Raw genomic sequence first — 20,227 nt, 5'->3', positions numbered from 1 at the left:
CTCGGCGAGAGTGGCCGCACCCGCAGGGCCAACGAGCAAAGCCAACGAACAGAGCCAACAAGCAGATGGGCTACATCCCGCGGAGGGTCATCGGATCAAGAGCCAGACGGCCCCGCCGAGGCACGCCACCATGAGCAATGCCAGCGCGATGAACACCTGGCCGCAGCCTCGGTAATCGGACTCGCCCCACTCGGTCATCCCGCGACGGTGAGACCGGCAGCGGCGGCGTTCTCCCAGAGGTCGTCGACGTGGACCACCCGTAATCCCGCGCGCAGCAGCAGGCTGGCGGCAGCCGCCGCACGGTAGCCGGCCGCGCAGTGCACCCAGATCTCGGTGTCGATCGGCAGCCCGCCCAGCCGCTCCGACAACACCGGCAGCTCCCCGGAACGTCCCGGCAAAGACCCCACGTCGCCGCGCCGCTCCGACAACACCGGCAGCTCCCCGGAGCGGCCCGGCAAAGACCCCACAGCGCCGCGCCGCTCAGACGTCGCCGGCAGCTCCCCGGAACGGCCCGGCAAAGACCCCACAGCGCCGCGCCGCTCGGACGTCGCCGGCAGCTTTTCGGAGCGCCCGGACGAAGGCGGCAGGTCGGCGAGACGCTCGGAGAGGGTCGGCAGCGGGATGTGGTGGGCGCCGTCGATGTGGCCGGCGTCCCACTCGTCCTGGCGGCGGACGTCGAGCACCGCGATGCCGGGCAGGGCCGCCCGGAGCTCGGCGAACGTCGCGGTCCGCATCGATGAGGCCGGCCCCCACTCCGCCGGGGTGCCGGTGGCCGCCGCCGCGGGGCGGTCGATGCCGATGCGGGCCAGTTCGCGCTGCGCCTCGGCGATCTGGCCGGGCGACTCGCCGAGCAGGGTCACCGGCGTGCCGGGCGGCAGCAGCCAGCCGAGCCAGGTGGCCAGCGGGCCGTCCACCCCGAAGCTGAGCGAACCGGCCAGGTGCTGGTAGGCGAACGCCTTCCGGGCCCGCAGGTCGACCACCCACTCGCCGGCCGCCAGCCGGTCATGCAGCTCGCCGGCGGAGGCGCGGCGCACCGGTGACAGGTCGATCGGGCCGGCCCCGGCGGCGTTCCGGGCGCCCATGTGCGCGTAGTAGGCCGGGTACGGGCGCAGCGATGCGATCAGGTCGGCCGCGAACGCGTCGGCGGACAGGCGGAACACCGAGTTCGCGGTCAGTTCCCGGCCGATCGTGGACGACGCGACGTCGGCGGGGGCGACGGAGCAGAAGCTGCCGAACCCGTGCGTCGGCCAGACCGGCGTGGCCGCCGGCAGGAGCGCGGCCAGGTGGTGGGCCGAGGCGTGCTGGCGGTGCGCGAGCTCCGCGGCGAAGGACGAGCCCAAGAGATCGGTACGGCCGGTGGTCCCGTAGAGCAGCGAGCCTCCGGTGCAGACCGCGAGCGGACGGTCGCCGTCCTGCACCGCGTACGCAAGGTGGTTGAAGGTGTGGCCCGGAGTCGCGATCACCCGCAGCCGAAGCCCCTCGCCGATGTCGATCAGGTCGCCGCCGGCGACCGGCACCCGGTCGAACGAGACCTCCTCGGCGGCGGCGACCAGGTAGGACGCGCCGGTGACCCGGGACAGGGCGAGGCCGCCGGAGACGTAGTCGTTGTGCAGGTGGGTCTCGGCGACGTGGGTGATGCGTGCGCCGAGCCGGCCGGCCGCCGCGAGCACCCGGTCGATGTCACGCTGCGGGTCGACCACGACCGCGGTGTCACCGTGATGCAGCAGGTACGTCCTGTCCCCGAGGGACGAGGTCTCCACCACGGTGACGTTCACGAGGCCGCCGTGGGCTGCGGGACACCGGCGAACGGGATGGCCGACAGCGTCTCGGCCTTCGACGGGTTCTGCCACAGGCTGCGCCGGGCGAGCTCGGGGAGGACGCCTTCGCCGAACCAGTACGCCTCCTCCAGATGCGGGTAGCCGGAGAGGATGAACTCGCTGATGCCGAGCGACGCGTACTCCTCGATCCGGTCGGCGACCTCGCTGTGGCTGCCGACGAGCGCGGTGCCGGCGCCGCCGCGGACCAGGCCGACACCGGCCCACAGGTTCGGCGAGACGAGCAGGCCGTCGCGGGAGCCGCCGTGCAGGTCGAGCATGCGCTGCTGGCCGACCGACTCGCTGCGCCGCAGCCCGGCCTGGACGGCCGCGATCGACTCCGGCGAGATGCCCTGGAGCAGCCGGTCGGCCTCGGCCCAGGCCTGTTCGGCGGTGTCCCGGGTGATCACGTGCAGGCGGATGCCGAAGCGCAGGTGGCCGCCGCCGATGCCGCGGATCCAGGCGAGTTTCTCGGCGACCTGGGCCGGCGGCTCGCCCCACGTCAGGTAGACCTGGGTGTGGTTGACGGCGACCGGGCCGGCGGCCTGCGACGAGCCGCCGAAGTAGATCTCCGGGATCGGATCGGGCAGGCGGCTGAGTTTGGCGTTCTCGACGTGCAGGTGTTTGCCCTCGTGGGTGACCGTCTCGCCGCGCCACAGGGCCCGGATGATGCCGAGGAACTCGTCGGAGCGGGCGTACCGCTCGTCCTTGGAGAGGAAGTCGCCGTAGGAGCGTTGCTCGTGCGCCTCGCCACCGGTGACGACGTTGAGCAGCAGCCGGCCGCCGGACAGCCGCTGGAAGGTGGAGGCCATCTGCGCGGCCAGGGTCGGCGAGATCAGGCCGGGGCGGAAGGCGACCAGGAACTTCAGCCGCTCGGTGACCTCGGTCAGCATGGCCGTGGTGAGCCACGCGTCCTCGCACCAGGCACCGGTGGGTGTGAGCGCGCCGGTGAAGCCGAGCTGCTCGGCGCTGCGGGCGATCTGCCCGAGGTAGCCGACGGTCAGAGGTCGTACGCCGCCGGCCGACCCGACCGGCGTGCCGTGCCCGCCGCCGACGATGTCGCGGCTGTCGCCGTTGGTGGGAAGGAACCAGTGGAAGTCCATGCCCCACCCTACCCACAATCCCTACTAATTAGGTAGGGTTGGTCGCATGCTGACCGTGCGCAATCCCGGCGAGGTGAAGCTGCCCGGCGGGCGCAGCGTCGAGTTCGCCAACCTGGACCTGGCCGCCACCGCGCCCTGCCTGGACGTCGTCGCCGACACCGTCGCCGAGCTCCTGCCCTGGTACGGCAGCGTGCACCGCGGCGCCGGGGCGCTCTCCGAGCGCAGCACCCGGGAGTACGAACTGGCCCGCGAGAGCGCGGCCGACTTCCTCGGGTGTGGCGTGGACGACAGCGTGGTGTTCACCCGCAACACCACCGACGCGCTCAACCTGCTGGCGCACGTCCTGCCGCCGGACACCACCGTCGTCACCTTCGACGCGGAGCACCACGCCAACCTGCTCCCCTGGCGGTCCCCGGTGCGCATCCCCGCCCCGCGCGACCCGGCCGCGGCGGTCGCGGCGCTGGACAGGGAGCTCGCCGGCCGGAGGAACGTGCTGGTGGCGGTCACCGCGGCCAGCAACGTCACCGGTGAGGTGTGGCCGATCGCCGAGCTCGCCGAGGTCGCGCACCGGCACGGCGCCCGCATCTCGGTGGACGCCGCCCAGCTCGCACCGCACGCGCCGGTCGACATGACGGAGCTGGGCGCCGACTATGTGGTGATGTCGGGGCACAAGCTGTACGCGCCGTTCGGCGCCGGGGTGCTGGCCGGGCGGGCGGACTGGCTGGACGCCGCGCCGCCCTACCTGTCCGGTGGCGGCGCGACCCGCTCGGTGTCGGAGAGCTTCGACGTCGCCTGGCACACCGGCCCGGCCCGGCACGAGGCCGGCACGCCCAACCTGCTCGGGGCGGTCGCGCTGGCCGCCGCCTGCCGGGCGCTCACCGGCGCCGACCGGGGCGGCGAGCACGCCCTGGTCGCCCGGTTCCGGGCGGCCGTCGCCGAGCTGCCGCACGTCGAGGAGCTGCGGCTGTTCGGGCCGGACGCCGAGCGGGTCGGCATCGTGTCGTTCGCGGTGCTGGGCGCCGACCCGGACGCGCTGGGCACCGTGCTGGGGCGGGAGCATGCCATCGGCGTACGCGTCGGCCTGTTCTGCGCGCATCCCCTGACCCGCCGCCTGCTGGCCGAGGCCACCGCCCGCCTCGACCCGGATGCGCCGCCCCCGCCGGCGGCTCTGCGCGCCAGCTTCGGCATCGGCACCCGGGTCGAGCACGTCGACCGGCTGATCAGCTACCTGCGGGACCCTTCGGGATATCCCCGCGCAACGTGATGCGGTGCATCACCCGGCGCTCGGTGCCGTAGTCGCGGTTGGCGTAGTGCGAGGTGCTCCGGTTGTCCCAGAGCGCCACGTCGCCGAGCCGCCAGCGGTGCCGCACGATGTGCTCCGGCTTGGTCAGGTGCGCGTAGAGCAGGTCCAGGATGCCGCGGCTCTCCGCCTCGGACACCCCGGCGATGTGCGAGGTGAAGCCCGGGTTGACGAAGATGCCCTTGCGGCCGGTCTCCGGGTGCACGCGGACCACCGGGTGCTCCACCGGGTCGAGCTTGGTGACGATCTCGCCGTCCCACTCGTTGCCCTGGCCGCCCCGGCGCTGGGCCAGGTAGTAGCCGAACTCGCGGGTGCCGTCGTGCACGGCGGTGAGCTGGTCGGCGAGCCGGCGCACCGGCTCGGCCAGGGACTCGTACGCCAGCTGGGAGTCGGCCCAGTTGGTGTCGCCCCCGCTGGGCGGGAGGATGACCGAGCGCAGGATCGAGCCGAGCGGCGGGCGCTTCATGAACGTGACGTCGGTGTGCCACACGTCGGCGAAGCCGTTGTCGGTGCTGTCCAGGGCGTACACCTCGGGGTGGGCCGCGTCGACGCCGCCGACCACCGGGTGCGACGCGGTGAGCTCGCCGATCCGCCGGCCGAGGTCGACCTGGGCGTCGTCGTCGAGTTTCTGGTCGCGCAGGAAGAGCACCTTGCGGTCGACCAGCGCGGCGCGCAGGTCCCGGATGTCGTCGTCGCCCGCCGTGAGCAGGTCGAGTCCGTGGACGATCGCTCCGAAGTGCGGGCCGAGGGGTTCCAGGTCTGTCATACCGAGCTACCTTCCAGGTTGGCCGCCGCCCGGACGGCGTGGCCGATCTCGGACCGCAGGGCGGCGTAGGCGGGCAGGCCGCGGAGCTCGTCAGGCGCGATCTCGCTGCGCGGCAGGTCGATGGGCAGGTCGAGGACGACGCGGCCGGGCCGGGCGCTGAGCACCACCACCCGGCTGCCGAGGAACACCGCCTCGTCCACGCTGTGCGTGACGAAGACCGACGTCCGGCCGGTGGCCGCGCTGACCTGGCGGAGGTCCTCCTGGAGGCGTTCCCGGGTCAGGGCGTCCAGCGCGGCGAACGGCTCGTCGAGCAGGAGCAGCGGGTTCTCCACCGCGATGGCCCGGGCGATCGCCACCCGCTGCTGCTGCCCGCCGGAGATCTGCCAGATCCGCCGGTGGGCGACGTCGTGCAGCCCGACGCGCTCCAGCAGGCTTTCTACGCGGTCGGTGCTCTGTCCCGCATATTTCAAGGCCAGCGCCACGTTGCCCCCGACGGTCTTCCAGGGAAACAACCGCGGCTGCTGGAACACGATGCCCGCACCCCGTCCCGGCACGGGAGGCTTGTCATCGGCGAGCACGGTCCCCCGGGTCGGCTGCTCAAATCCGGCGATCAGGCGGAGCAGGGTGCTCTTTCCGCAGCCGGACGCCCCGACGAGCACGAGGAACTCGCCTTCCGGCACCGTCAGGTCGACCGGCCCCACCGCGGTGACGTCGCCATAGGAGTGTTCTACGCCGTCGAGCTCGATCGCGTCAGCCGAGGACATCGGGCAGCCCCTTGACGTAGATCGCCTTCTGCACCGTCGCCAGGTCGGGGACCGCGTCGATCTTCTGCTGGTCCTTGAGGAACTGGGCGGCGCTGACCAGGTTGTCGGCCAGCTTGCCGACCTTCGCCTCGGTACCCAGCCACTCGTCACCGGCCAGGTCGGCGGGCTTCAGGAAGACGCCCTGGCTGAGCTGCTTCTGCGCCTCGTCCGGGCTCAGGTTGAGCTCGGCGCCGACCGACTTGGCCGCGGCCGCCGGGTCGCTCGCGAGCAGGTTCAGCGCCTGCGCCTCGGCCTTGCGCCACGCGTCCACGGCCTCGGGGTGCGCCCCGATGAAGGAGGTGGAGACCACGCCCAGGTCCAGCGTCGGCTTGCCGGCGGTGGCCAGCTCGCGGCTGCTGACCAGGACCTTGCCGGTCTTCTTCAGCTCGTCGAGGGAGGGCAGCCAGGAGTACGCGGCGTCGAGGTCGCCGCGGGTCCAGGCGGCGAGGATGTCCTGCGGCTCGAGGTCGACGATCGTGACCTCCTTCTCCTTGACCCCGGCCCGGTTCAGCGCGGCGAGCAGGCTGTAGTGCGCGGTGGAGGCGAACGGCACGCCCACCTTCTTGCCGCGCAGCGCGGCGATGTCGGCGACGCCGCTGCCGTTGCGGGCGACCAGCGCCTCGTTGTCGCCGGCCACGTCGAGCACGAAGGCCACCTGGTAGGGGATGTTCAGTGGCGCCGACAGGCCGCGGGCCACCGGGCTGGACCCGATCGCCGCGATGTCCACGCTGCCGGCCACGAACGCGGTGTTGATGCTGGCCCCGGAGTCGAACTTGGTCCAGGTGATCTTGTAGTCGGGCAGCGCCTTCTCCAGCAGGCCCTGGTTCTTCACGACCAGGTCGCCACTCGGGAATGCCTGGTAGGCGATCCTGATGGTCTTGGCGCCGGCCTGGTCACCGCCGCCTCCGCCGGCGGCACCGTTGCCGCAGGCGGCCAGGAAGAGGATCGACAGGAGCGCGAGAGCTTTACGCACGAGGGGATTCCGTTTCTAGGCGCGGCCGCGCCACGGGATCAGCCGATTCTCGGCCGTCCGCAGCAGGGCGTCGATGAGCAGGCCGGAAAGGCCGATGGCGAAGAGGCCGAGGACGACCACGTCGGTCTGCGAGTAGCGCTGGGCGTCGCGGACCATGCCGCCGATGCCCGGGACGCCGTTGATGGTCTCGGCGGCGACCACCGAGGAGTACGCGATGCCGACCGCGAGCCGGATGCCGGTGAAGATCTCCGGCAGCGCGCTGGGCAGCACCACGTCCCGGGTGACCTCCCAGCGGCCGGCGCCGAGGGCACGGGCCGCCTCGACCAGCCCGGTCGGCGCGGAGAAGACCGCCGAGGCGGTGGCGACGGCGACCGGGGGCATCGCGGCGATCGACAGCAGCCACAGCTTGGGCGTCTCGTCGATGCCGAACCAGATGATGAAGAGGCTGAAGTAGGCCAGCGGCGGCAGCGCCCGGACGAAGGTGACGACCGGCTCGGCGACCACCCGGATCCAGCTGACCGTGCCCATCACCACGCCGGCGACCAGGCCGACGCCGACGCCGATGGCCGAGCCGATCAGGATCCGGCGCAGGCTGACGCCCAGGTGCTCGATCAGCAGGTGGCCGCTGTAGCCGCGGACTCCGTCATGGACGGTCGAGGTCACGATCAGCTGGTGCCAGACCGCCGCGGGCGACGGGATGAACGTGGGGTTCTCGGTGACCCGCGCGGTGATCTCCCACAGCACGTACAGAACGGCCAGCGAGAGCAGGCGCAACAGGACGCGGCGGCGACGGTCGCCGCGCGGCGCGAGGGCGCCGGGGCGCTGCCCGGCCTCGGCGGGCGCGGGCGCCGTCGTCAGGGTGGTGGTCACCCCCATTTCCTATAGTGTCGATGGACTTAATAGCAATGGGCGTGACGACCCTGTAACACATGTTGTCTATCGGGAGCTGACCTCGACCACGCCGCCCTCCACCCGGGGACGGCGGGAGCGTTGCCGGCCGCGGCGGCGGGCTGGACAGCCTGGTCGCAGATGAGCCCGGAGCGCCGCCGCGTGGGACTGGTGCACGCCTCGGCGACCGGGTCGCCGCACTCACCGCGGCCTGCAACCTGTCCCCGGGCGCGTCCAGGAACCGGACCTCTTCCACCAGTCGGAGAATCCGCATGTGTGTCGGATTCCCCGGCGCGGCCATTCAAACCCTTAGGGTCTCCTGGTGATCAGATTCCTGCTGGGAGTCGTCGCCACGGTGGGCCTGCTGGCGGGCTGCGCCTCCGTGGACGGCCGCGCCCAGGCAGCGGACGCGGTCGCTGAGCGTCTGTTCGCCGCGATCGACGCGGGCGACGGCGATGCGGCCTGTGCCCTGCTCGCGCCGGAGACCGAGCGGTCGGTCGCCGAGGAACAGCCGTGCGCCGAGGCGATCCTGGACGAGGACCTGCCGGAACCGGGGCAGGTCACCGGCACTTGGGTGTACGGGCAGCAGGCCCAGGTCAAGCTGACCGGCGACACCGTTTTCCTGGCCGTGTTCCCGGGCGGCTGGCGGGTCGTCGCGGCCGGCTGCACCCCGCGCGGCGGCGGCCGGCCCTACGACTGCGAAGTGGAGGCCTGACGCGATGCGGTTGATGTTCGTGCTGACGCTGGTGATCGTCGGGGTCGGCCTGGCATACATCGTCACGCTGGGGGTGCTGCACCGGTGAGAAGATTCCTGAAGGAGAACTCGCTCGGCGTGGTCTTCGGCGTTCTGTTCCTGGTGGTGCTGGGCGCTCAGGCGTACGCCGGGCACGCCACCTTCAACCAGCAGCAGCTCACCGAGGGTCTGCCGCCGATCAGCCTGGGCCGCTACCTGACCTCGGCCAGCTTCGGCGCCGATGTGGCGGAGAACTGGCAGTCCGAGTACCTCCAGTTCTTCCTCTACCTGATCCTCACGGTGTTCCTGCTGCAGAAGGGGTCGCCGGAGTCCAAGAAGCCCGGCGAGTCCGGCCTGGAGTCCGACAAGGAGCAGAAGGTCGGAGCTTTCGCGGACGAGAACTCGCCGGCCTGGGCCCGGACGGGCGGGTGGCGGACCCGCGTCTTCAGCAACTCGCTCGGTCTGGTGATGGGCCTGATCTTCCTGGCGTCCTGGTCCGCCCAGTCCATCGCCGGGGTGGCCGCGTTCAACGAGGAGCAGCTCGCCGACCTGCAGGACCCGGTCACCTGGTCGCAGTACCTGACCGAGCCGGACTTCTGGAACCGGACCCTGCAGAACTGGCAGTCCGAGCTGCTGGCTGTCGCCTCCTTCGCGATCTTGGCCATCTATCTGCGCCAACGCGGTTCACCGCAGTCGAAGCCGGTCGGCACCGCGCACACCGCGACCGGAATTGAGGGATAAAGACAGGTCCGAGCTGGAAAAGGCTCTCCGGAGCTGATCAGAGCGCGCGGCCACGACCCGCGAGCTCTCGTGTGTCTGATGTTGTCATGGCTGCCGCATCCCCCGGGATCCGCGTGATTAACACGCGTCCTGGCGGGCATGCAGCGAGGATGCGAGCACTCACCTGGCAAGGCACCGGCAAGGTCGCCGTCGAGACCGTTCCCGACCCGAAGATCCAGGAGCCGACGGACGCGATCGTCCGGATCACGTCCACCGCGATCTGCGGCTCCGACCTGCACCTGTACGACGTGCTGGGGATGTATCTGGACGCCGGCGACGTCCTCGGCCACGAGCCGATGGGCATCGTCGAGGAGGTGGGCGCCGAGGTCACGCACATCAAACCCGGCGACCGGGTGGTCATCCCGTTCAACATCTCCTGCGGGCACTGCTGGATGTGCTCGCGTGGCCTCTACGCCCAGTGCGAGACCACCCAGGTCAAGGAGCAGGGCAAGGGCGCGTCCCTGTTCGGCTACACCAAGCTGTACGGCCAGGTCCCGGGCGGCCAGGCCGAGTACCTGCGCGTCCCGCAGGCGCAGTTCGGCCCGATCAAGGTGCCGGACGGGCACCCGGACGAGCGTTACCTGTTCCTCTCCGACGTGCTCACCACGTCGTGGCAGGCGGTCCAGTTCGCCGACCTGGAGCCGGGCGGCACGGTGCTGGTCACCGGCCTGGGCCCGATCGGGCAGATGACCGCCCGGATCGCCCGCCACCTCGGCGCCGGGCGGGTGCTCGCGGTGGACAACGTCCGCGAGCGGATCACGATGGCCGAGCGGCACGGCATCGAGGTGCTGAACTTCGACTCGATCGACGACATCCCGGCCGCCGTCCTGGATATGACGGGCGGGCGCGGCGCGGACAGCGTCATCGAGGCGGTCGGCATGGAGGCGCACGGCACCCCGTTCCAGTCGGCGGCGATGAAGGCGGCCGGCATGCTGCCCGACCCGCTCGCCCGCAAGGCCACCGAGACGTTCGGGGTGGACCGGATGGGCGCGCTCCGGACGGCGTTCGCGAGCGTTCGCCGCGGCGGGACCGTGTCGATCGTCGGTGTCTACGGCGGCGAGGCCGATCCGTTCCCGATGATGGACCTCTTCGACAAGGGCGTGACGCTGCGCATGGGGCAGGCCCACGTGAAGCGTTGGGTCGACGACATCATGCCGCTGCTGACCGGCGACGACGACCCGCTGGGCGTGGACGACCTGGTCACCCACCGGCCGTCGCTCGAGGAGGCGCCGCACGCGTACGAGATCTTCAAGAAGAAGGAGGACGGCTGCGTCAAGGTCGTGCTCAAGCCCTGACGGCCGACGACGCCCAGACCACCTTGCCGCCCTCGGCCGGCATCCAGCCCCCTGCTGTGGGCGGTGGCCTGCGCGGCCGGCCCCGCCGAGCTGCCGTCGCGACCACGCTCGTCCGCGACAAGATCCAGCAGCTCGGCGAGGGCTGACCCCGCGTCAGCGGTTATCCGCCGTAGACCACCGTGTACTGCGTGCCCGCCGCGGTGCCCTCGATGACCGTGCCCTCACGGTCGGCGCCCGCGTCCACCCGGACGTTGGCCTCGAACTCCGTGCCCGGGAATTCGGCGAGGAACGGGAACGTCAGCGTCCGCGACGCGCCCGCGGGCAGCGGCTCGGCCACGCAGACGATCCGGTCCGGCCGGCCCAGGACGACCGGGCAGTCGCTCCAGAGCGTGTGCTCGGCGTCGCCGGCACTGCTCGGGAAGGTCACCAACGGGTAGGGAACAGCCTTCCGGGTCAGGTTGGTGATCGTGACGTCGGTGCTGCCGCGGCGCACACCGTCCACCTCCGGCCCGTAGACCAGGTCGGTCGCGGTGATGTCGAACGTGCCGGTCAGCCTCTCGAAGGAGACGCGCCAGGTGGCGCGGCTCGCGGTGCCCGGCGCGACGGTGCCGGTGCGGTCGAGACCCTTCTCGATGCGTACGCGCGCGGTCCCGCCCGGCGGCCGCTCGCGGGTCATCCACGGCAGCGTGAGGGAGTCGGTCGCCCCCGGCTGGATCGGCCGCCCGACGCAGACGATGTTCTCCCCGTCGAAGCTCATGAAGGGGCAACCGGACCAGTCGGCGTGCACGGCGTCGTCCCGCCCGTTCACCGGGAAGGTGAGTGTCGGGAACGTGATGACCTCGGCCGAGATATTGGTGTAGGTCACCGTGTTCTCGGCGAACCGGGTGCCGTTCAGGCTCGGCTGGCCGTACGTCATGTCGGTGGCGGTGATGGTGAACGGCGCGTCGGCCGGCGCGGCGACGGCGGCGGCCGCCCCGCTCAGCGCGACCGTCGCTCCGACGAGTGCCGCGACCATGCCGCGACGAATCCCCCGTGTCATCTGATGCCTCTCATGTCTCCGGTGGCCCCGTTGGTCCACTCCGGACACGATGTAAACAGATCTCGTCAACGCCCGTTTGCCCGGTCGAGCAGGCGGACCTGCGCCGATGCGAAATGGTTGCCGGTGCTCGATGTCGGCTACGCGACTTCAGCAGGCTTTGACCCAGGAGCACTCGATCTCGACCGGCCGGCTCCTCTCCAGGCCGGCCGGTGCGCTCCCGCCGGCCAGGGTCACCGCCACCGCGTCGACCAGTGGCGTGGCGCTGACCAGGGCGGTGTTGACGAGCACCGAGAACACCAGCCGGCGTCCGGTGGGGTCGGTGACGTAGCCGGACAGCGCGTTCACCCCGGTCAGCGTCCCGGTCTTGGCGTGCACGTTGCCGGCGGCGGGCGTGCCGGTCATCCGGCTGCGCAGCGTGCCGCCGACCAGCCTGTCCGGCATGCCGGCGATCGGCAGGGCCGCGTACCAGGTGTCGAACCACGGGCGGGTGCGCGCGGCGAGCAGCGCGGTCGTGATCTGCCGGGTGCTGAGCCAGTCGCGGCGGCTGAGCCCGGAACCCTCCACCGACCGGATCACGTCGGTGCGGACCCCGAGAGCCGCCAGGGCGCCGTCGACGGCACGCATCCCCGCCGGCCACGTACCCGAGCCCTCGGTCTTGTGCCCCATGGCCTTGACCAGCGCCTCGGCGTGCATGTTGTTGGACAGCTTGAGGAACGGGACGAGCATCTCGCGCAGCGGCATCGACTCGCGGGCGGCGACGACCCGCGCCCCGGCCGGCGTGGTGCCGGTGGTGATCCGGCCGCGGACCCGGACGCCGTGCCGGGCCAGCGCGTCGCGGAAGACCGTGGCGGCGTAGCGCGTGGGGTCCTCGACCGACAGGAACTGCCGATCGACCGCCGCGGCGACGCCGGTCACCACGACGGTGTTGGTGCCGTGCTCGCGGACGGCCTCGACGGTGCCGGAGGCGCCCGTGGTGGCGCGGTTGACGACGCGGACGTAGCTGTTCGGCGGGACCATGGTCACCACGGCCCGTGCTCCCGCCGTGCGGCCGGGACGGGTCTCCACGATCACGGCGCCCGCGTCGTAGTCGGTGTCCGGCGCGAGGCTCAGCGCGGAGACCGGGGCGGCGTACGAGTAGGGCTCGTCGTCCCACGACCAGTCGCTGCCGAGCCGCACGTCGTCGAACCAGCCGTCGTCGGCCACCAGGTCGCCCCGGACCGTCCTGACACCCGCCCTCGCCACACGGGCGGCCAGCGCGTCGAGGTCGCCCGCCAGCACGGTCGGGTCGCCGGTGCCCCGCAGGAAGAGGTCGCCGCCGCGGGTCAGCACCTCGGTGCGGAAGCGGTGCTCCGGGCCGAGCACCTCGAGCGCGGCGATCGACGTCAGGATCTTCTGGTTCGAGCCCGGGATCAGCCGCTGGTTGACGTTGCGCTCGTAGAGCGAGGCGCCGGTCGCCGCGTCCCGGACCTCCAGCCCGGTCGTCGCCCCGGCGAGCCGCGCGTCGGCGAGGATCCGGTCCAGTGCCCCGGTCAGCGCCGGGTCGCCGGCCACGCCGTATCCGCCGGAGGCCGGGCCGAGCACCGCGACCAGGGCCAGAGCCACGCTGGTGGCGACGACCCGCCGGATGCGCCGAATGTCCATATCGCTGATCCTAGGTTCGCCGGCCCCGGGAGGTGTCCGATCCGCGATCAGATGCGCACGGCCACGGCGTGGAAGCGGTGCGGCGGGTCGTCGTAGGTGAGCAGCTCCCAGCCGGTACGGGAGAGGGCGGCGCGCAGGACCGGCTCGTCGAGGAGGTCGCCGGGGTCCAGGGTGCGGCCGTGGCGGGCGGCCAGGGTGGCGCGGCCGGTCGGGTGGAACAGGATGAGGCGGCCGCCGGAGCGGGTCACGCGGGCGAGCTCGGTCAGGGCCTCGTCGTGGTCGGGCAGATGCGTCACCAGGCCCGCGGCGAGGACGGCGTCGGCCGTACCGTCGGGAAAGGGCAGACGGCGGGCATCGGCCCGGACCAGCGCCGCGGCGCACGCGGCCGCCCGGCGCGCGGCGGCGGACAGCATCGGCGCGGTGTGGTCGAGGCCGATGACCGTGCCTGCCGGGCCGACGGCCTCGCGCAGCGGGGGCAGCGCCCGGCCGGTGCCGCAGCCCACGTCGAGGGCGAGGCCGCCGGCGCGGAGCCCGGCCGAGGAGACCGCCAAGTCGTACGCGGGCAGGTCGTCGCCGAACTTCGAGTCCCAGCCGGCCGCCCGGACGGCGAAGAACGCCTGCGACTCGGACGCGTACCACCTGTCGCCCGGCACCAGCGCCGGGTCGAGGTGGCGCAGGATCGGCCACGTGGCATCGCCGAGGTCGACGACGGCGCCCGCGTGATCGTCGCGGCCGTCCCCGCGCGAGGTACGCACCCGGACGGTCAGGTCCGCGTCGCCGACCGGCCCGGTGACGACCGTGGCGCCGCACCGGGCGCGGAGCCGCTCGGCGAGCAGCTCCGCCTCGGCGGGCGGGCCGTCGATCGCCACCACGCCGTCCCGCGGCGCCGCGGCGATCAGGTAGCCCAGCACGGTGTCCCAGCGGTCGGTCATCCGTACAGGATGTCACTGCCGGCGTCGACGTTCATGGCGTCACCACCGCACCGGGAGCTCATGGACTCCGTAGACGGCGGCGTCGTGCTTGAACGGGATGCTGTCCCGGTCGGCCGCCAGCGCCAGGGTGGGAACACGCCGGTAGAGGGTGCCGTAGACGACCTGGAGCTCGACCCGGGCGAGCGGCTGGCCCAGGCACTGGTGCACGCCGAAGCCGAAGGCCACGTGCCGGCGGGCGTCGCGGGTCACGTCGAGGCGGTCGGGGTCGGCGAACATGGCGGGGTCGCGGTTGCCGATGTCGTTGGCCACGATCAGGCCCTCGCCCGCGCGGATCACCTGGCCGCCGATCTCGATGTCCTCGAGCGCGACCCGGCGCCGGCCGTTGTGCGTGATGTTGAGGTAGCGCAGCAGTTCCTCGACGGCGCCGGCCACCACGGCGGGGTCGTCGGTGTCGCGCAGCAGGGCGAGTTGGTCGGGATTCTCCAGCAGCGCCAGCGTGCCGAGGGCGATCATGTTGGCGGTCGTCTCGTGCCCGGCGATGAGCAGCAGCACGCCGATCCCGGCCGCGTCGGAGCGGGTCAGCTCGCCGGCCTTCACCCGCTCGGTCAGGGTGGAGAGCAGGTCGTCGCCGGGCCGTGCCGTCTTCTCGGCCAGCAGGTCGTCCAGGTAGTCGTGCAGCCCTTGGAACGACGCCATCCGCTCGGCGGGCGGCACCGTCCTGCTGACCAGGCTCCTGCTGCTCCGCTGGAAGAAACCGTGATCCGCGTACGGGACGCCGAGCAGCTCGCAGATCACCAGCGACGGTACGGGCAGCGCGAACACCTCGACCAGGTCCACCGGGTTCGGCCCGGCGAGCATGGTGTCGAGCAGGTCGTCCACGATCCGCTGGATGGCCGGGCGCATGGCCTCGACCCGTTTGATCATGAAAGGCGCGGTGACCATCCGGCGCAGCCGCGCGTGCTCGGGATCGTCCATCAGGATGAAGCCGATCGGGTTGCCGCTGCCCTGGCGGATCTGGCCGCCGGACGGGTAGCCGGGCTTGCCGGCGTCGGCGCTGACTCGCTTGTCGGCGAGCACGGCACGCTGCTCTTCGTACCGGGTCACCAGCCACGCCGTGCTGCCGTCGATCAGCCGCACCCGGGCCAGCGGCGCCTCTTGCTGGAGGTCGCGGAGCCCCGGCGGCGGGTCGAACGGGCACCCCTCGGCGCGTGACATCGGAAACTCGGGCATCGGGACTTGGTGGACAGATGCGCTGGTCATGGTTCGTCCTTCCACAGTGGGGACGTTTCACCGCGAATGAGCCAATCGCACCGTCGTTCATAAATCAAGTGACTGACTTGTTCCAGTCAGGCTTATCCTTGCGGGCACCATGAATCACGCGCCGACGAATCCGCAGCGCATCGGGCGGGTCAGCCGCACCGAGCAGGTGGAGCACACCCGCGGGCTGATCCTGGTCGCCGCCGAGCGGCTGTTCGCCGAGCACGGCGTCATCTCGGTCTCCAACCGGCAGATCAGCGAGGCGGCCGGTCAGGGCAACAACACCGCGGTCGGCTACCACTTCGGGGCCAAACCCGACCTGGTCCGGGCGATCATCCAGCGGCACTCCGCGTCGATGGAGCTGCGCCGGGAGCAACTGCTGCGGGCGTACGCGGGAAGCACGGCCCTGCGTGACTGGGTCACCTGCGTGGTCCAGCCCTTCACCGAGCACCTGGCCTCGCTCGGACCACCCACCTGGTACGCCCGCTTCGCCGCCCAGCTGCTCACCGAGCCCCGCCTGCGCGAGCTGGCGATCGCCGAGATGCACGAGGCCCCGATGCTGCGCGCCGTGGTCGCCGGGCTGAACGGCTGCCTGCCCGCCCTCTCCCCCGAGGTCCGCGCCGACCGCGGCGAGATGGCGCACACGCTGCTGGTCCACCTGTGCGCCCAACGCGAGCGAGGGCTGCCGGCCGACGCCGGCAAGGCGGCCGAGGTCTGGTCGGCGACGGCGGCCGGCCTGATCGACGCCATCGAGGGCCTCTTCCGGGCCCCGGTCACCCGCTGAGGCACCGGACGGCCCGGCGGAGGGCCGGCGCCGGCGCTCTGTGCCCGGTTGCCCTCACCTACACCGGCGGCATGGTCGACGGGTCCGGCAACCGGCGCTGGTTGCTGCTGGTGCTGACGGCGCTCGTCGCCGGGTTGGTGCCGGCCCAATCGTTGCTGGACCGGTGGGTGCGGCGGGTCGATCGGCGGGCCGGGGCGAGATTGCCGCGACGGGCGGCCCACCCGGTCCGGCTCGGCTGGCACACCGTGCTCGGCCGGCCGCGTGCCGCGTTCGCGGCCACCACCTTCGCGGGCGCGGCGGCGCTGGCGATCGGCGCCCTGACGTTGCACAACTCCACCGCGAGGTACGCGGCGGTCATCCTGCTCATCGGACTGTGCGGGCTCGCGGTCGGCGTCGTCGTCCAGTTGCGCCACATCCTGACGCACCCGGTCGTGGCGGACGACGAGATCTCGCTGACCACCGACGTCATCATGCGGGTCGAGGACGCCCGGATCGGCGCCGTGCCGACCGCGGTGTGGTCGGTGTGGTCGTGAGCCGAATGATCGTCATCGACCCGGCGTCGCCCGTCCCGCCGTTCGAGCAGGTCCGTGCCCAGCTCGCCCGTCAGATCCAGGACCGCACGCTCGCCGTGGGCACCCGGCTGCCGACCATCCGCCGACTGGCCGCGGACCTCGGCCTGGCCGTCAACACCGTCGGCCGGGCCTACCGGGAGCTGGAGGAGGCGGGGTTGATCGAGACCCGCGGACCAGCCGGCTCCTTCGTGTCCGCGGCCGGCGAGAAGGCGCGCGAACGGGCAGGCCGTGCCGCCGCCGACTACGCCGCCGTCATCGCCAGCGTCGGCATCGACACCAGCGAGGCAATCCGCATCGTGCGAGCGGCGCTGACCAGGGGCATCGCGGCATCCCCCGCCGCACCCGGCCCGAACGAGGCATGACATCGCGGCCGAGCCCACCTCGGACGCCGCACGATCCTCGGGCCGCGCCGGGTCGAACCGGGCCGGGCCGGGCCGGGCCGCGCCGCGTCGCGTCGAACCGGGCCGGGCCGCGCGCGGTTCAGCCGGGACCGCGGAGGGCGTCGACCGGCTGCATCGCGGCCGCGCGCAGCGCCGGGTAGAGGCCGGCGACCAGCCCCACCACCGCCCCGGCCAGGGGCGCGCCCGCGGCGAGCCGCCCGTCCAGCACGGGCGTCCACTCCCGGGCGACGCTGATCATCACCACCGTGAGGATGCCCGCGCTGGCACCGACGATGCCGCCCAGCAGGCCGACCACGGTGGCCTCGACGAGGAACTGCGCCGCGATGTGCCTGCGCCGCGCCCCCAGCGCGCGACGCAGGCCGATCTCCGCGGTTCGTTCCATCACGGTGACCAGGGTGACGTTCGCGATGCCCAGCGCGCCCACGGTCAGCGACACCAGGCCGAGGACGAGCAGCAGGCCGCTCACGTCGTCGGCCACCCCGGTACGCAGCGCCGCCGGGTCGGGCGGCGCCACCACCTGCACCGCCGCCGGGTCGTTCGGGCTCAGGGCGAGCGGCGCCTGCCGGGCGATCAGCGGGGCCGCGCCGAGCGCCGTGGTGACCAGCACCGTGCCGACCGGGCCGAGGTGCAGCGTGTCGTCGCCGGTGGTCCACGGGACGATCACCGCGTTGGCCAGTTCCTGCTGGTTGGCGCGGCCGACCCCGCCGAGGATGCCGATCACGGTGAACGGCTTGCCGGCCACGAAGACGGCCGGCTGGTTGTCGACCCGGGTGACGCCCAGCTGTTCGGCGGCCTGCGGTCCGAGCACGGCCACCCGGTCACGCCGGTCGACGTGGCCGGCGTCGAAGAACCGGCCGTGGGCGACGCCGGTCCGGGCCGCGCCGAGCAGGCTCGCGGTGGCGCCGACCACCGGCAGCGCCCGATCGAGGACCCGTTCCGGGTCGCGGACCGTGTTCGCTCGTACGGAAGGCTCCTGACCGGGCTGGGTCCGGGCGTAGCCCGCGACGGCCGTGACACCGTTCAGCCGGGCCAGGTCGGTGAGCGCGCCCCACTCCACCCGCGGCGGCAGGTCGGGGCCGGCCGGCGGCGGGATGTCCGCCGTGACCTCGGTGGCGGTGACCGCGTCGAAGCGCCCGGCGATCTGGTTGCCCGCCGTGGCGGAGAACCCCAGCGTGGTGACCAGGGTGCCAATGCCGAGCACCGTGCCCAGCACGGTCAGCGCCGTGCGCGCCGGTCGGGTGCCGATCCCGGCGACCGCCTCGGCGAAGAGGTCCCGGATGTCCAGTCGCGACCTCAAAGCGGCTCCTGGGTGAGGTAGCCGTCGGTGATCCGGACCCGGCGGCCGGCCCGCCCGCTGACCGTCTCGTCGTGGGTGATCACGATCAGCGTGGTGCCGTCCGCCCGGAGCTCGTCGAAGAGATCCAGCACGGCCGCGGTGTTCGCGCTGTCCAGGTTGCCGGTCGGCTCGTCGCAGAGCAGCAGCGCCGGGTTGCCGGCCAGGGCGCGGGCGATGGCCACCCGCTGACGTTCGCCGCCGGAGAGGTGGGTCGGCCGGAAGTCGCGGCGGTGACTCAGGCCGACCCGCTCCAGCGCGGCGTGTGCCCGCTCGCGGCGCCCTTTTCGAGCGGCCGACGTGTAGAGGCCGCCGAGCATGACGTTCTCCGTGACGTCGCGGTGGGCGAGCAGGTGGAAGGACTGGAAGACGAAGCCGATCCGGGCGCCACGCAGGGCTGTCCGGGCCGCGTCGCCCAGGACGGTGGTTTCCTCGCCCTCCAGCTCGTACCGGCCGGTGTCCGGGACGTCCAGCAGGCCGAGGACGTTCAGCAGCGTCGACTTCCCGGAGCCGGACGGTCCGACGATGCTCAGGTAGTCGCCCCGCCGGACGCTCAGGTCCACACTCTCCAGGGCGATCACCGGCGGGTCGGCGGCGAAGGTACGCCCGATGCCGGTCAGCGTGATGACGTCGGTCATTGGTTGCCGACCACGACCAGGCTGCCCGCCCGTACGGCGTCCTTGTCGGCGGGCGTGATCTGCACGAACCCGCCGGTGGACAGGCCCGCCTCGACCGGCACGTCACGGACCCGGCCGCCCTGGTCCTGGACGGTCACCCGGGCCTGGCCGTCGGACGCGGTGTAGACGGCGGCCACCGGCACGCTCAGCACCTTGTGGCCGGTCCCGCCGACCGTGATCGTCACCTTGACGGCCTCACCCACGAGCGGCGCGATCTTGGCCTGATCCTTGGGCTTCAATCTGATGGGTACGCCGGGGTCGGCCTCCGTCTCGCCCACGCCCGCCTTGACCGGGCCGCCCAGGCTGCTGATCGTGGCCGCGAACGTGTCGCCACCGGCATGTTCCAACGCCGCGCTCATCCCGGTCTTGATCAGATCGGCGTCGTCCGGGCTGACCGTCCCGTTGATCACCAGGTTCGGGTCGGCGACCGTGCCCACCTCCCCCGCCGCCGGCGCGCCCGGGCGGACCTTCACCTCGGTGAGCCGCACCGGGAGCCGGGGCACGAAGAGGATCTCGCCGCTGGGCACGCTGTCGCCGTAGGTCTTCCGGAACTCGGCGAGCTCCGCGGCGGCGGCCGGATCCGCCTCCAGCTGCCGCAGCTGGGCGCGCTGCTCGGCGGTCGGCCCGGTGATCTCGTAGCCGCGCTTGTCGTACCACCTCGCGAGGGCGTTCAGGAGGGCGGTGTCCACGGCGCCCGACCTGGCCACGCCACGACCGGGCAGCAGCCGCCGCAGGGCCGCGCGGACCTGCCGGACGTCGTCGCCGGCGCTGCCACGGGACACTGTCCGGTACATCGGCACCGTTCCGGCCAGTACGAACACCGGCCGGCCGCTGACCTCCAGCAGCACGTCACCCTCGCGCAGGGTGCGACCGGCGACCGGCGCCTTGGTGACGATCGGCGCGGCCGCGTCGCCGGCGGTCGCCACCGAGCCGGTCAGGGTGAGTGGCTTCGGAGCGCCGTACGCGACGGTCCCCTGGGCGTTCACCGTCGCGGTCAGGGTGCGCTCCCGCACCGCGACGGTGATCAGCGAGGCCGCCGGTGGCCGGTGCGCGGCCGCGGCGTCGGCGGGCGACCGCACCCGGCTGCCGGCGAACCACCCGGTGGCTCCGGCCGCGACGGCGACGGCGGCGGTCAC

The 20,227-nt window shown here is 72.7% G+C and carries 20 protein-coding genes; 7 read left to right on the top strand and 13 right to left on the bottom strand.

Annotated features, from left to right (window positions below):
* Positions 1-194: 194 nt before the first annotated feature.
* Both QSK31_RS01600 and QSK31_RS01595 read right to left on the bottom strand, forming a co-directional pair.
* Positions 195-1,775, bottom strand: coding sequence for an MBL fold metallo-hydrolase (locus QSK31_RS01600; protein WP_285680237.1), 1,581 nt, complete (start codon positions 1,773-1,775; stop codon positions 195-197).
* A complete protein-coding gene (locus QSK31_RS01595; protein ID WP_285680235.1) occupies positions 1,772-2,917 on the bottom strand; it encodes an LLM class flavin-dependent oxidoreductase in 1,146 nt (381 codons plus the stop codon). The genes QSK31_RS01600 and QSK31_RS01595 overlap by 4 nt, the downstream gene beginning before the upstream one ends.
* 46 nt (positions 2,918-2,963) lie before the next feature.
* Here QSK31_RS01595 and QSK31_RS01590 point away from each other — a divergent pair, with 46 nt between their 5' ends.
* Positions 2,964-4,181, top strand: a complete 1,218-nt coding sequence (locus tag QSK31_RS01590; protein WP_285680233.1) for an aminotransferase class V-fold PLP-dependent enzyme — start codon at positions 2,964-2,966, stop codon at positions 4,179-4,181.
* Here QSK31_RS01590 and QSK31_RS01585 read toward each other — a convergent pair.
* The 4 genes from QSK31_RS01585 to QSK31_RS01570 are packed head-to-tail and all read right to left on the bottom strand — an operon-like array spanning position 4,138 to position 7,629.
* Positions 4,138-4,983, bottom strand: a complete 846-nt coding sequence (locus QSK31_RS01585) for a TauD/TfdA dioxygenase family protein (RefSeq protein WP_285680231.1) — start codon at positions 4,981-4,983, stop codon at positions 4,138-4,140. The genes QSK31_RS01590 and QSK31_RS01585 overlap by 44 nt on opposite strands.
* Positions 4,980-5,747 carry an ABC transporter ATP-binding protein gene (locus QSK31_RS01580; protein ID WP_285680229.1) on the bottom strand — a complete coding sequence of 256 codons (768 nt, stop codon included), beginning with the start codon at positions 5,745-5,747 and terminating at the stop codon, positions 4,980-4,982. Before QSK31_RS01580 ends, QSK31_RS01585 begins: the two co-directional genes overlap by 4 nt.
* Positions 5,734-6,759: a taurine ABC transporter substrate-binding protein gene (locus QSK31_RS01575; protein WP_285680227.1), complete on the bottom strand. Its 1,026-nt coding sequence runs from the start codon at positions 6,757-6,759 to the stop codon at positions 5,734-5,736. Before QSK31_RS01575 ends, QSK31_RS01580 begins: the two co-directional genes overlap by 14 nt.
* Before the next feature lie 15 nt (positions 6,760-6,774).
* Positions 6,775-7,629, bottom strand: a complete 855-nt coding sequence (locus QSK31_RS01570) for an ABC transporter permease (RefSeq protein WP_502872883.1) — start codon at positions 7,627-7,629, stop codon at positions 6,775-6,777.
* Positions 7,630-7,969: 340 nt separating this feature from the next.
* Here QSK31_RS01570 and QSK31_RS01565 point away from each other — a divergent pair, with 340 nt between their 5' ends.
* From QSK31_RS01565 to QSK31_RS01555, 3 genes are all read left to right on the top strand, one after another.
* Entirely contained in the window at positions 7,970-8,362 is a 393-nt protein-coding gene (locus QSK31_RS01565; RefSeq protein ID WP_285680224.1) for a hypothetical protein, read from the top strand.
* 84 nt (positions 8,363-8,446) lie between these two features.
* Positions 8,447-9,121, top strand: a complete 675-nt coding sequence (locus QSK31_RS01560; protein ID WP_285680222.1) for a DUF6766 family protein — start codon at positions 8,447-8,449, stop codon at positions 9,119-9,121.
* Positions 9,122-9,270: 149 nt separating this feature from the next.
* Positions 9,271-10,455 carry a zinc-dependent alcohol dehydrogenase gene (locus tag QSK31_RS01555; RefSeq protein WP_285680220.1) on the top strand — a complete coding sequence of 395 codons (1,185 nt, stop codon included), beginning with the start codon at positions 9,271-9,273 and terminating at the stop codon, positions 10,453-10,455.
* A gap of 160 nt (positions 10,456-10,615) precedes the next feature.
* On the opposite strand, the gene QSK31_RS01550 is transcribed toward QSK31_RS01555, so the two are convergent.
* From QSK31_RS01550 to QSK31_RS01535, 4 genes are all read right to left on the bottom strand, one after another.
* Positions 10,616-11,494: a hypothetical protein gene (locus tag QSK31_RS01550; RefSeq protein ID WP_285680219.1), complete on the bottom strand. Its 879-nt coding sequence runs from the start codon at positions 11,492-11,494 to the stop codon at positions 10,616-10,618.
* A 147-nt stretch (positions 11,495-11,641) separates the two neighbouring features.
* A complete protein-coding gene (dacB, locus tag QSK31_RS01545; RefSeq protein WP_285680217.1) occupies positions 11,642-13,135 on the bottom strand; it encodes a D-alanyl-D-alanine carboxypeptidase/D-alanyl-D-alanine endopeptidase in 1,494 nt (497 codons plus the stop codon).
* Between the two features lie 47 nt (positions 13,136-13,182).
* Positions 13,183-14,067, bottom strand: coding sequence for a class I SAM-dependent methyltransferase (locus QSK31_RS01540; RefSeq protein WP_285680215.1), 885 nt, complete (start codon positions 14,065-14,067; stop codon positions 13,183-13,185).
* A 39-nt stretch (positions 14,068-14,106) separates the two neighbouring features.
* Entirely contained in the window at positions 14,107-15,327 is a 1,221-nt protein-coding gene (locus QSK31_RS01535; protein ID WP_285680213.1) for a cytochrome P450, read from the bottom strand.
* 109 nt (positions 15,328-15,436) lie between these two features.
* Between QSK31_RS01535 and QSK31_RS01530 the strand changes: the two genes are divergently transcribed.
* From QSK31_RS01530 to QSK31_RS01520, 3 genes are all read left to right on the top strand, one after another.
* Positions 15,437-16,108: a TetR/AcrR family transcriptional regulator gene (locus QSK31_RS01530; RefSeq protein WP_285680212.1), complete on the top strand. Its 672-nt coding sequence runs from the start codon at positions 15,437-15,439 to the stop codon at positions 16,106-16,108.
* A gap of 71 nt (positions 16,109-16,179) precedes the next feature.
* Positions 16,180-16,641: a hypothetical protein gene (locus QSK31_RS01525; protein WP_285680211.1), complete on the top strand. Its 462-nt coding sequence runs from the start codon at positions 16,180-16,182 to the stop codon at positions 16,639-16,641.
* Positions 16,642-16,646: 5 nt separating this feature from the next.
* The gene (locus QSK31_RS01520; RefSeq protein ID WP_285680464.1) at positions 16,647-17,042 is read left to right on the top strand and encodes a GntR family transcriptional regulator; all 396 of its coding nucleotides are present in this window, start codon (positions 16,647-16,649) and stop codon (positions 17,040-17,042) included.
* A gap of 118 nt (positions 17,043-17,160) precedes the next feature.
* On the opposite strand, the gene QSK31_RS01515 is transcribed toward QSK31_RS01520, so the two are convergent.
* From QSK31_RS01515 to QSK31_RS01505, 3 genes are read right to left on the bottom strand one after another with little or no spacing between them, the layout of a single operon-like run.
* Positions 17,161-18,378 (bottom strand): ABC transporter permease, encoded by a 1,218-nt coding sequence (locus tag QSK31_RS01515; protein WP_285680209.1) that lies wholly within the window; start codon positions 18,376-18,378, stop codon positions 17,161-17,163.
* Entirely contained in the window at positions 18,375-19,052 is a 678-nt protein-coding gene (locus QSK31_RS01510; protein WP_285680207.1) for an ABC transporter ATP-binding protein, read from the bottom strand. Before QSK31_RS01510 ends, QSK31_RS01515 begins: the two co-directional genes overlap by 4 nt.
* Positions 19,049-20,227: an efflux RND transporter periplasmic adaptor subunit gene (locus QSK31_RS01505; RefSeq protein WP_285680206.1), complete on the bottom strand. Its 1,179-nt coding sequence runs from the start codon at positions 20,225-20,227 to the stop codon at positions 19,049-19,051. Before QSK31_RS01505 ends, QSK31_RS01510 begins: the two co-directional genes overlap by 4 nt.

It is taken from the genome of Actinoplanes sp. NBRC 103695, assembly GCF_030269485.1.
Taxonomy (GTDB): domain Bacteria; phylum Actinomycetota; class Actinomycetes; order Mycobacteriales; family Micromonosporaceae; genus Actinoplanes.
Note: the sequence above shows the minus strand (reverse complement) of the source record. Positions and strands in the feature narration are given on the sequence as shown.

What these genes read in the sequence shown, in the direction of transcription:
- QSK31_RS01595 (WP_285680235.1), bottom strand. Translation starts at nt 2,917, where the DNA reads ATGGACTTCCACTGGTTCCTTCCCACCAACGGCGACAGCCGCGACATC.
- QSK31_RS01590 (WP_285680233.1), top strand. Translation starts at nt 2,964, where the DNA reads ATGCTGACCGTGCGCAATCCCGGCGAGGTGAAGCTGCCCGGCGGGCGC.
- QSK31_RS01585 (WP_285680231.1), bottom strand. Translation starts at nt 4,983, where the DNA reads ATGACAGACCTGGAACCCCTCGGCCCGCACTTCGGAGCGATCGTCCAC.
- QSK31_RS01580 (WP_285680229.1), bottom strand. Translation starts at nt 5,747, where the DNA reads ATGTCCTCGGCTGACGCGATCGAGCTCGACGGCGTAGAACACTCCTAT.
- QSK31_RS01555 (WP_285680220.1), top strand. Translation starts at nt 9,271, where the DNA reads ATGCGAGCACTCACCTGGCAAGGCACCGGCAAGGTCGCCGTCGAGACC.
- QSK31_RS01550 (WP_285680219.1), bottom strand. Translation starts at nt 11,494, where the DNA reads ATGACACGGGGGATTCGTCGCGGCATGGTCGCGGCACTCGTCGGAGCG.
- dacB (WP_285680217.1), bottom strand. Translation starts at nt 13,135, where the DNA reads ATGGACATTCGGCGCATCCGGCGGGTCGTCGCCACCAGCGTGGCTCTG.
- QSK31_RS01540 (WP_285680215.1), bottom strand. Translation starts at nt 14,067, where the DNA reads ATGACCGACCGCTGGGACACCGTGCTGGGCTACCTGATCGCCGCGGCG.
- QSK31_RS01535 (WP_285680213.1), bottom strand. Translation starts at nt 15,327, where the DNA reads ATGACCAGCGCATCTGTCCACCAAGTCCCGATGCCCGAGTTTCCGATG.
- QSK31_RS01530 (WP_285680212.1), top strand. Translation starts at nt 15,437, where the DNA reads ATGAATCACGCGCCGACGAATCCGCAGCGCATCGGGCGGGTCAGCCGC.
- QSK31_RS01525 (WP_285680211.1), top strand. Translation starts at nt 16,180, where the DNA reads ATGGTCGACGGGTCCGGCAACCGGCGCTGGTTGCTGCTGGTGCTGACG.
- QSK31_RS01520 (WP_285680464.1), top strand. Translation starts at nt 16,647, where the DNA reads ATGATCGTCATCGACCCGGCGTCGCCCGTCCCGCCGTTCGAGCAGGTC.
- QSK31_RS01510 (WP_285680207.1), bottom strand. Translation starts at nt 19,052, where the DNA reads ATGACCGACGTCATCACGCTGACCGGCATCGGGCGTACCTTCGCCGCC.